Source organism: Pseudomonas sp. GM102, from assembly GCF_000282555.1.
Taxonomy (GTDB): domain Bacteria; phylum Pseudomonadota; class Gammaproteobacteria; order Pseudomonadales; family Pseudomonadaceae; genus Aquipseudomonas.
On sequence record NZ_AKJB01000002.1, the window covers coordinates 62,753 to 72,793 of the forward strand.

The 10,041-nt window shown below is 61.2% G+C and carries 9 protein-coding genes; 5 read left to right on the top strand and 4 right to left on the bottom strand.

All coding sequences use genetic code 11. The features are described 5' to 3' along the window. The first annotated feature begins 35 nt into the window (after positions 1-35). The 3 genes from PMI18_RS28435 to PMI18_RS28425 all read left to right on the top strand — a co-directional run bounded on the left by PMI18_RS28435 (position 36) and on the right by PMI18_RS28425 (position 4,000). Complete coding sequence (locus tag PMI18_RS28435) at positions 36-1,685, top strand: acyl-CoA dehydrogenase family protein (RefSeq protein ID WP_007894439.1); 1,650 nt, start codon at positions 36-38, stop codon at positions 1,683-1,685. A gap of 104 nt (positions 1,686-1,789) precedes the next feature. Continuing rightward, positions 1,790-3,289 (top strand): AMP nucleosidase, encoded by a 1,500-nt coding sequence (amn, locus tag PMI18_RS28430; protein WP_162131364.1) that lies wholly within the window; start codon positions 1,790-1,792, stop codon positions 3,287-3,289. 69 nt (positions 3,290-3,358) lie between these two features. After that, positions 3,359-4,000, top strand: a complete 642-nt coding sequence (locus PMI18_RS28425) for a pseudouridine synthase (protein WP_007894443.1) — start codon at positions 3,359-3,361, stop codon at positions 3,998-4,000. Here the strand turns inward: PMI18_RS28425 and PMI18_RS28420 are convergent. Further along, the gene (locus PMI18_RS28420) at positions 3,995-4,204 is read right to left on the bottom strand and encodes a DUF2788 domain-containing protein (RefSeq protein WP_007894445.1); all 210 of its coding nucleotides are present in this window, start codon (positions 4,202-4,204) and stop codon (positions 3,995-3,997) included. The genes PMI18_RS28425 and PMI18_RS28420 overlap by 6 nt on opposite strands. A gap of 212 nt (positions 4,205-4,416) precedes the next feature. Continuing rightward, positions 4,417-4,896, bottom strand: a complete 480-nt coding sequence (locus PMI18_RS28415; protein ID WP_007894448.1) for an Lrp/AsnC family transcriptional regulator — start codon at positions 4,894-4,896, stop codon at positions 4,417-4,419. 435 nt (positions 4,897-5,331) lie between these two features. Here PMI18_RS28415 and PMI18_RS28410 point away from each other — a divergent pair, with 435 nt between their 5' ends. Beyond that, positions 5,332-6,372, top strand: coding sequence for a DUF6515 family protein (locus tag PMI18_RS28410; protein WP_007894450.1), 1,041 nt, complete (start codon positions 5,332-5,334; stop codon positions 6,370-6,372). Positions 6,373-6,411: 39 nt separating this feature from the next. On the opposite strand, the gene PMI18_RS28405 is transcribed toward PMI18_RS28410, so the two are convergent. Beyond that, positions 6,412-7,305 (bottom strand): cation diffusion facilitator family transporter, encoded by an 894-nt coding sequence (locus PMI18_RS28405; protein WP_007894452.1) that lies wholly within the window; start codon positions 7,303-7,305, stop codon positions 6,412-6,414. A gap of 30 nt (positions 7,306-7,335) precedes the next feature. After that, on the bottom strand, positions 7,336-7,755 hold the full coding sequence (locus tag PMI18_RS28400) for a hypothetical protein (protein WP_007894454.1): 420 nt from the start codon (positions 7,753-7,755) through the stop codon (positions 7,336-7,338). Positions 7,756-7,852: 97 nt separating this feature from the next. Between PMI18_RS28400 and hrpB the strand changes: the two genes are divergently transcribed. Then, a partial coding sequence (gene hrpB, locus PMI18_RS28395; RefSeq protein ID WP_007894456.1) for an ATP-dependent helicase HrpB occupies positions 7,853-10,041 on the top strand: 2,189 nt, incomplete at its 3' end.

Here is a 10,041-nt window from a genome sequence, read left to right on the forward strand (position 1 = left end):
CTGAAAATCCCTTGGCTGACCAAAGGAGCCCCGTCATGAACCTGCATCAGTTCGCCGAAACCCACGAAGTCACCAACCAGCCACCGTCGCTGGACGGTACCAACCTCTATCGCATCGACCTGCCTTTGCAGGAATGGTCGCGGCGTTTCGATGCCGGTTGGGCCGAGTCGCGGATCGATGCTTACGGCGCCTTGGCTGGCGGGCCGCTGATGGAGGCGGGGTTTGCGGCCAATCAGAACAAACCGGTATTCGTCAGCCATGACCGTTACGGCCATCGCATCGATCTGGTGGAGTTCCACCCGGCCTACCACGAGTTGATGCGCGCGGCGGTGGAGCATGGCCTGACAGGCTTGCCCTGGACCGACCCGCAGCCGGGCGCCCACGTTGCCCGTGCATCCATGACCTATTTACACAGTCAGGCTGAAGCCGGCAGCGGTTGCCCGTTGACTATGACCTTCGCCAGTGTCCCGGCGATGCGCCTGCAACCGAATCTGGCCGAACAATGGCTGCCGAAAATCCTCGCCACCGAATATGACCCGCGCAACGTCGGCATGGCCCACAAGGCCGGGGTCACCATCGGCATGGCCATGACCGAGAAACAGGGCGGCACCGACGTGCGGGCCAACACCACCAAGGCTTATCCGGTCGGCGCCAGTGGTCCCGGTCAGGCGTATGAACTGGTGGGCCATAAGTGGTTTTGTTCGGCGCCGATGTGCGACGCCTTCCTGACCCTGGCCCAGACTGACAAGGGTTTGACCTGTTTCCTGCTGCCACGCCATCGCCCGGACGACACGCGCAATCAGTTCTACATACAGCGGCTGAAGAACAAACTCGGCAACTGGTCCAATGCCTCCAGCGAGGTGGAATTCCGTGGCGCCTTGGCCTGGATGGTCGGAGAAGAGGGGCGGGGCGTTCCAACCATCATTGAAATGGTCGCCATGACCCGCTTCGATTGCATGGTCGGCTCCAGCGCGCTGATGCGCCAGGCCCTGACCCAGGCCAGCCATCACTGCGCCCACCGCAAGGTCGCAGGCAAATTGCTCAGCGAGCAACCCTTGATGCAAAACGTGCTGGCCGACCTCGCCCTGGAAAGCGAAGCGGCGTTGGCTTTGAGTTTGCGCATGGGCCGGGCGCTGGATCATCTGGATGACGACCACGAAGCGAAATTCGCCCGACTGGTGACAGCGGTGGGCAAGTACTGGATCTGCAAACGCGCACCCGCGATGATCAATGAGGCTGCCGAATGCATGGGCGGCGGCGGTTATGTCGAAGAAAGCATCCTGCCGCGTCTGTACCGTGAGGCCCCGGTCAACTCGACGTGGGAAGGTTCCGGCAACGTGCAATGCCTCGACGTATTGCGCGCATTGTCGAAAGAGCCGGGAGTGCTTGATGTGCTGTTCAGCGAGTTGGGCGACGGTCATGGCGACAAACGCCTGGCCGCACACATCAGCCAATTACAGGCAGCGTTCAAGGACGCCGACGACATTCAATACCGCGCCCGCCAGCTCACCGAAGACATTGCCTTGGGGCTTCAGGCCAAGCTATTGCTGGAGGCGGGTAATGCGGCGGTCAGTGATGCTTTTATCGCCAGCCGTCTGGGTTCGGCCGGTCGGGTGTATGGAACATTGCCGCGCGGTCTGGATGTGGAAGCGATTGTCGCCCGGTCGACGCCGCAAGGTTTCTGACCACAATTTAATCAACAGCACTGAAACCTGTGGGTTTATCTGTGTCTCAGAATTGATGTGCAGCCAACACGCCACTGTTCCCGTGAAGCGATGATGCAGGCAAGATGAAGGTCTGCAAGTCAGAACACAGGAAGCTGATCGTGACCGAAGCGTTTATTGTCGTTCAAACCGCCGAGCAAGCCGTGGATCGGCTTGCTGCCTTGCACGAGCGTGCAACCACAGCGCTGAATCAGGCGCTCAAGCGTTATCTCAAGGATCGCGTCGAGCCGGACGCTGAACAGCGGGCTCTGTTTCGTTATCCCGAGTTGCGTCTGACCTACCTTTGCCAGGGCGAAGTCCCACAGACCACTCGCGCCTATGCCAAGGTTCAACTGCCGGGAACCTACAGCGTCACCGTCACCCATCCCCGGGCTTTCCGCAAATACCTGCTGGAACAACTCGTCCCGTTGATGCACGACTTCACCGTGACCGTGGAAGTCGGCGTCAGCCAGCAGAACATTCCTTATCCGTACGTGGTCGAGCAGGGCGATGAGCTGGCCGGTTCCGGCGTTACGGCGGCGGTGCTGGCGCGAGTGTTCCCGAGTACGGATTTGTCGGCCGCCACCGATGGCATCGCCGATGGCTTGTACGACTGGGAAAACACCGACCCGTTGCCACTGGCCCTGTTCGACGCCGCGCGAGTGGACTTCTCCCTGCGCCGGCTGGTGCATTACACCGGCAGCGACTGGCGCCATGTGCAGCCGTGGATTCTGCTGACCAACTACCACCGCTATGTTGACCAGTTCATCGTTCATGGCCTGGCCCAACTGCGCAACGATCCGCGTTTTGTGCGCATGGTGTTGCCGGGCAATGTGATCATCGAAAAGGACATGGATCACGGCGAAGCATCGGCGATCGCCGCCGGCGTGGTCTGGCATCGTTACCAGATGCCGGCCTATCACCTGATCGCCAGCGATGGCCATGGCGTGACCCTGGTGAACATCGGCGTCGGCCCGTCCAACGCCAAGAACATTACTGACCACTTGGCGGTGCTGCGTCCGCATTGCTGGCTGATGATTGGTCACTGCGGCGGCTTGCGTCAGTCGCAGACCATTGGCGACTACGTGCTGGCCCACGCGTACATGCGCCGCGACGGGATTCTCGACCGGGTCGTGCCGCCGAACATTCCGATTCCGGCCCTGGCTGAAGTGCAGATGGCGTTGCAGCAAGCGGCGGCCAACATCACCGGTGAGAAGGGCGACGAGCTGAAGAAGCGTCTGCGTACCGGTACCGTGTTGACCTATGACGACCGTAACTGGGAACTGCGCTGGGCGCAGGAGCGTCCGCTGATCAACCTGTCCCGCGCCGTGGCGGTGGACATGGAAAGCGGCACCATCGCCGCCCAGGGTTATCGCTTGCGGGTGCCGTACGGCACGTTGCTCTGCGTATCGGACAAACCGTTGCACAGCGAAATCAAACTGCCGGGTTCGGCCAACGCCTTCTATGAGCGCGCTGTCAGCCAGCACTTGAAGATCGGCATCGAAGCGGTGGATCTGTTGCGCACCGAGCTCAACTCGCTGCACTCGCGCAAACTGCGCAGCTTCGATGAGCCGCCGTTCCGCTGATTTGCGATGGTCATTTAACGGTCAGGCTACTAGCATTAGCAGCCCTGACCGTTAGATGTTCCTTTCCTCATGTCTCGTCCACAACGTCCCGTTTTCCGCCGCCCTGGCGTGAAGCCTGCACCATCCTCTGCCGCTCCGCGCCGTGTCGCCAAAGCGCCGCCGGCCGAGCCGAAGCTGATTCTGTTCAACAAACCTTTCGATGTGCTGACGCAATTCAGCGACGGCGAAGGGCGGGCGACGCTCAAGGACTTCATCGAGATTCCGGGGATCTACCCGGCAGGGCGGCTGGACCGCGACAGCGAAGGCTTGCTGTTGCTGACCAACGACGGCCAGCTTCAGGCGCGAATTGCCGACCCGAAACACAAACTGGCCAAGACTTACTGGGTGCAAGTGGAAGGCGAGCCAAGCGCCGAGCAGTTACAGCGCTTGCGCGATGGCGTCGAGCTGAACGACGGCATGACGTTGCCGGCCGAAGCGCGACAACTGGATGAGCCGCAACTGTGGCCGCGCAACCCGCCGGTGCGCTTTCGTAAAAGCGTGCCCACCAGTTGGCTGGAACTGGTGATTCGCGAAGGCCGCAACCGTCAGGTACGGCGCATGACCGCGGCGGTCGGCTTGCCGACGTTGCGTCTGGTGCGGGTCAGAATCGGCGACTGGTCGATCGAAGGGCTCGATCAGGGCAAGTGGAAGGAAGTACCGGCGCGCTTATAGAGTGCCGGATTCGATCAGGCCGATCACCACGCTTTTGATCACGAACGCGGCCACGCCCAGCCCCAGTACGAAGAACAAAATGAACGAGCCGAAGCGCCCGGCCTTGGATTTTTTCGCCAGATCCCAGACGATGAAACCCATGAAAATGATCAGGATGCTGACCAGACCAGTCATCATCCACTCTTCGAGTACTGCAGGATCCATCGGACATCTCCAGCGTGGGTGGGGCTAAAAGGCGCTGGAGTATACGCCATGGGGGATTGGCGAGGCATTGACCTGCGGCAGTGTGCCGCAGCTATTCGTCGCCTGTGCAGGCCTCTTCGCGGGCAAGCCTCGCTCCTACGGGTTTTGTGTCGACTGTAATAACGTGACCGACACAAATCCTGTAGGAGCGAGGCTTGCCCGCGAAGGCATTCTCAGCTGCGCAAATGAGTCAACGGCAACTCGGTACTGTTCAGCACCTGATTCAACACAAAACTCGACCGCACACTGGTCACCCCTTCAATCCGTGTCAGGTGCCCCAGCAGCAGTTTCTGATAGTGATCCATGTCTGGCACTACCACTTTGAGCTGATAGTCCGCATCCATCCCCGTCACCAAACTGCATTCCAGCACCTGCGGCAAGGTGCGAATGGCGGCTTCGAAGTTCTCGAACCGCTCGGGTGTATGGCGGTCCATGCCGATCAGCACGTAGGCTGTCAGGCTCAGGCCGAGCATCTTGCGGTCCAGCAAGGCGACCTGGCGGGTGATGTAACCGTCGTCTTCCAGCTGCTTGACCCGCCGCGAGCAAGGCGAAGGCGACAGGCCGATGCGTTCGGCCAGCTCCTGATTGGAGATGCGCGCGTCGCGCTGTAATTCAGCCAAAATGCTCAGGTCGTATCGGTCGAGTTTGCTCATCAATCAGGCCTTTGTCATAACTATTGCGGAGGATTATCTATCCTGAGTTAAAAATTGCGCAAGTGATGTTTATTTGAGCAATCTTCGCAATCCTCTGTCGTCGCTCCGGGCCTATTCTTATCACCAGAATCACTGCTCGGACAAACAGTCCAGTGCGGCTCGCCCAATCAGGCCAGCTGCGGTCGCCACCCCCACCGGGGATGTGTCGGCCCCCGAGCTACACACTGTCCAGAAGACGGCGTGAGGTGAGCCGACGTCATAAGCGTCGAGCACGGACGAAGTTCTCAAAGGGAGGCCGACGGGTCTCCCTTTTTTCTTGCCCGCAATTTCTCTCCAGCCCTCAATAAATAAGTTGCGTGACTGATAACCTGTTGCAGAACCGGCCTGTGCTTTCCCAGTCTTACGTACAGGCCCTAACCCGCAGTGAGGAAAAGCATGAAGTCGCGCATCTGGCGTTTGGCCGGTGTTGGTTTGCTGTGTGTGAGTGTCACTGCGCAATCGCTGGCCGATGAGCCGCAATATCGCGGCCCCGATAGCGGGGAGCGTGGGGCGGATCATCAGGGCCAAGGTCAGGGTCATGACGGTAACAATCAGCCACGCCGGCAGAACAACGAAATCATTCGTGGCGACAACAGCCGCCAGTTCGAGCTCCACGACCAGAATCAGGGCGGCGAGCGTCAGAACCGTCCGTCGCACGATCCCAATACTCAGGGTGGCCAGTGGCAGAACCGTGTACAGCACGACTCCAACGTCCAGGAGCGAACGCCGCAACAACCCAGTAACAATCTGCCGATCCAGGGCCGACCCGACACTGTGCGCCAGACCCAGGAACCCCGGCGTGGCTACTATCAGGACGAACCGCGGCGCAACCATGACTACCAGCACTGGCAGACTGGCGGTCAGGGCTCACGTCATGATGATCGTCGCTGGCCCGGTCGCCCGAATGGGCAAGGCAATGGCTGGGGCCCAGGCCCGCAGTATCGTCCGGGGTACGTGATCGACCGCTTCCCCGAGCGCAACTACCGCGTGCCGTATCGCGGCCAGGATTACTTCTATTCCGGTGGTTATTGGTATCGTCCGCAAGGCCCGCGTTACGTGGTGGTTCAGCCGCCGCGCGGGATTCGGGTCAGCTACTTGCCCGATTACGCGCGTGAAGTGTGGATTGGCGGCGCGCTGTTGTTCCTGGCGGCGGGCTCGTATTACGCCTACCAGGAGAGCACTCGGGATTACGTCGTGGTCGAACCGCCCGTGCAGCCGCAACCGGTGAGCAGTGGTTATGACGTGGTGGCGTATCCGGCCAACGGCCAGTCGCCAGAGGAGGTCAGTCGGGACGGTTACGAGTGTTATCGCTGGGCCGTGGAGCAGAGCGGTTTCGATCCGCGCGCTGTCACCTATCAACCGGATCCGTCGGTGGTGCAAGCCTACCGACAGGCCCAAGGCAACTGCCTGAGCAGTCGCGGTTATCAGGTTCAGTAGCAGCTGCAAGCTATAAGCCTCAAGCCTCAAGCCTGGAGCTTAAAGCTTGTCGCTTGAAGCTGCTTTCATAGGGTCGGCGTGCACCAGCACTTCGGCTCGCGGGTAGGCTGTGTGAATCGCATCGGCGGCTTGATCGCTGATGCCGTGGGCGACTGACAGCGTCAGCTCCCCCGGCAATTCCAGGTGCAACTGCACGAACCACTGGTTGCCGGAGATTCGTGTACGCAGGTCGTGGGCGCCCAAAACCCCCGGTACGCTGCAGGCCAGTTCAAGCATGTGCTGGCTGACATCCGGCGGCAGCTCTTCATCCATCAGCACCGCAAAACTTTCCCGGGCGATATGAATGGCACTCCAGAGGATGTAGGCGGCGATCCCCAATCCGAACCAGGGGTCGACTTGATGCCAGCCAAACCCGGCCAACACCAGCGCTACCAAAATGCTGCCGTTGAGCAGCAGGTCCGAGCGGTAATGCAAGGAGTCGGCGCTCACGGCGTTGGAACCGGTAGCCTTGATCACCCGGTGCTGCAACATCAGCAGGGCGACGGTCAGGGCGAGGGAGAACACAATCACCCCAATGCTGAGCCACGCTGCACCTACCGGCTCTGGATGTTTCAACCGCTCGATCGCCTGCAAGGCAATCAGTACCGCACTGCCGCCAATGAACAGCGCCTGAGCCATGCCCGCCAATGATTCGGCCTTGCCATGCCCGTAACGATGATCGTCGTCGGCCGGGCGCAAGGCGTAATGCACGGCCAGCAGATTGAGCAGCGAGCTGACGCCATCGAGTGCCGAGTCGGTCAGCCCGGCGAGCATGCTCACCGAGCCGCTCAACCACCAGGCGATGGCTTTGGCGACGATCAAGATGCACGCCACCGCCACCGAGGCACGCGTCGCCAGCCGCAGCAGGCGGGCGTGTTCGGTACTGCTGGTCATAAGTGCGGCTTTTCCTTTTTGGTGCACCGATTACGCGGCCGGTTGCAGGCCGAACATGGCCAGTTGCTGGGTGCTGCCCTTGTGCTGGATCAGACGTGGATCGTCCAGCGGGAAGCTGCGACCCAACTCGGTTTCGAGAATAGTCTGCAACTTGTGGTTATCGACCTTGCCGTCGGCACCGATGGCCTCCTTGAGTTTTTCCGGAGCCACCTGGGCGGTTCGGCCGGGCTCGTAGTAAATGGCGCCAGTGGCAAAGTCCACCGCAAAGGCAATCAGCCCCGGAATGATATAAAACAGCAGGCCCACGGCATCCAGCGCGACGATGACCGGGTCGATCTTGCCATCGATCTGACCGCGACGATCGGGGTAGAAAATCGTGCCGCAGGCGGTTATTTGGGTCAGCAAGCTCGCGACCAGTACACCGCCGATCAAGCGAAAGGGAGCACGCATGTGAAATCTCCTGGGTTATCTGGAAACGAAGCATCGTCGATATGAATTAGGACCGCGCCGAACGCCGTTATACTCGGCCCTCTGTTTGGGAGCCAGCATGATTTCTTTGCCGATTGATGAAATTTTACCCGCCCTGCGTGAAGCCCTCGCTACACGCCACGAAGCTGTGCTCGAAGCACCGCCTGGCGCCGGTAAAACCACCCGTGTGCCCCTGGCCTTGCTCGATGAGCCATGGCTGGCCGGGCAGACCATTCTGATGCTCGAGCCGCGCCGGTTGGCAGCGCGGGCGGCGGCGGAGCGGTTGGCCAGTGATCTGGGCGAGAAGGTCGGCGAAACCGTTGGCTATCGCATTCGTCTCGACAGCAAAGTCGGCCCCAATACCCGCATCGAAGTGGTCACCGAAGGCATTCTCACTCGGCGCTTGCAAGACGACCCGGCGCTGGAAGGTGTGGGCTTGTTGATCTTCGACGAGTTCCACGAGCGTAGCCTCGACGCCGATCTGGCGTTGGCCCTGAGCCTCAATGGCCGCGAGCTGTTTCGCGACGACCAACCGCTGAAAATTCTGTTGATGTCGGCAACCCTGGAAGGTGAACGCCTGGCCGGGTTGCTCGATGATGCGCCGATCCTGCGCAGCGAAGGTCGCATGTACCCGGTGGCAATGCGTTGGGGCCGACCGTTTCAGCCCGGTGAATTCATCGAGCCACGGGTGGTGCAAACCATTCTCGACGCGCTGAACGATGAGACCGGTAGCCTGCTGGTGTTCCTGCCGGGGCAGGCGGAAATCCGTCGGGTGCATCAGCAACTCGCCGATGCACTGGGCGATAGCACACAGGTTTTGCTCTGCCCGTTGCACGGTGAGTTAGACCTCGCCGCCCAACGCGCGGCGATCGATCCGGCGCCCGCAGGCAAGCGCAAAGTGGTGCTGGCCACCAACATCGCCGAGACCAGCCTGACCATCAACGGAGTGCGCGTGGTGATCGATGCCGGGCTGGCGCGAGTGCCGCGTTTCGATCCCGGCAGCGGCATGACCCGCCTGGATACTCAACGGATTTCAAAAGCCAGTGCCACGCAGCGCGCGGGCCGGGCAGGGCGTCTGGAGCCCGGCGTGTGTTATCGCTTGTGGTCGCAGGATCAGCACGAGCAACTGGCGGCTTACGCCAGTGCGGAAATCCTCTCGGCGGACCTTGCCGGGCTGGCCTTGCAACTCGGTCGTTGGGGCGTGACGCCGAGTCAGTTGGTTTGGCTGGATATCCCGCCCGCAGCGGCTTATGCACAGGCTCAAGATTTGCTGGAGCGCTTGGGTGCATTGGACGGCGAGGCTCTGACTCGGCACGGTCAGGCCATGGCTGAACTGCCGGCCCATCCACGGATCGCTCATTTGCTGTTGCGTGGTCAGGCGCTCGGTCTGGCCGACATGGCCTGCGATGTTGCGGCATTGCTTGGTGAGCGGGATATTTTGCGTGGTGCTGGCGCGGATCTGCACAGCCGGCTGGTGCTGCTGTCCGGCGAAGAGCGGGCCGCACGCGGCGCTCAGGGCGGCGTTCAACGGGCCCGGCAACTGGCGCGGCAGTATCGCGGTTATCTGCGGGGCAAAGCGTCGGAGCCGGTCAGCGATCCCGAGCATCCGCGCTGGCTTGGCGCGTTGCTGGCGCTGGCTTATCCCGATCGGGTCGCCCAACAGCGGCGGGCCGGTGGCGCTGAATATCGACTGGCCAACGGTCGTGCGGCGTTGTTCGCCGAGGCAGACAGCCTGATGAAGCAACCGTGGCTGGTGATCGCTGATCTGGGCAGTCGTCAGGGCCAGCGTGAAGAGCGGATTTATCTGGCGACGGATTTTGATCCGGCGTTGTTCGATTCGGTGCTGGCCGAGCAGGTGCGTTGCGTCGATCAACTGGATTGGGATGAGCGTGAAGGCGTGCTGCGGGCCGAGCGTCAGCGCAAGGTCGGCGAATTGATCCTCGGCCGCGAACCGCTGACCGGGCTCGACGAAAGCGCTCGCAGTCAGGCACTGGTGAATCTGGTGCGGCGCAAAGGTCTGGAGCTGTTGCCCTGGACCCCGGAGTTGCGCCAGTGGCAGGCGCGGGTGGCGTTGTTGCGGCAGCTGGATCTCGGCAGTAAAGAGCAGAGCGAATGGCCGGATGTCAGCGACGCTGCACTGCTCAAAAGTCTCGAACACTGGTTGATGCCGTATCTGGGCAAAGTCTCACGGCTTAGTCACTTCGCCAATCTGGACCTGTCGAGCATTGTTCATAACTTGTTGCCGTGGCCGCTGCCACAACGGCTCCC

Bases quoted from the DNA above. Each gene is read 5' to 3' on its own strand.
- PMI18_RS28435 (WP_007894439.1), top strand. From the start codon at position 36: ATGAACCTGCATCAGTTCGCCGAAACCCACGAAGTCACCAACCAGCCA.
- amn (WP_162131364.1), top strand. From the start codon at position 1,790: ATGAAGGTCTGCAAGTCAGAACACAGGAAGCTGATCGTGACCGAAGCG.
- PMI18_RS28425 (WP_007894443.1), top strand. From the start codon at position 3,359: ATGTCTCGTCCACAACGTCCCGTTTTCCGCCGCCCTGGCGTGAAGCCT.
- PMI18_RS28420 (WP_007894445.1), bottom strand. From the start codon at position 4,204: ATGGATCCTGCAGTACTCGAAGAGTGGATGATGACTGGTCTGGTCAGC.
- PMI18_RS28415 (WP_007894448.1), bottom strand. From the start codon at position 4,896: ATGAGCAAACTCGACCGATACGACCTGAGCATTTTGGCTGAATTACAG.
- PMI18_RS28410 (WP_007894450.1), top strand. From the start codon at position 5,332: ATGAAGTCGCGCATCTGGCGTTTGGCCGGTGTTGGTTTGCTGTGTGTG.
- PMI18_RS28405 (WP_007894452.1), bottom strand. From the start codon at position 7,305: ATGACCAGCAGTACCGAACACGCCCGCCTGCTGCGGCTGGCGACGCGT.
- PMI18_RS28400 (WP_007894454.1), bottom strand. From the start codon at position 7,755: ATGCGTGCTCCCTTTCGCTTGATCGGCGGTGTACTGGTCGCGAGCTTG.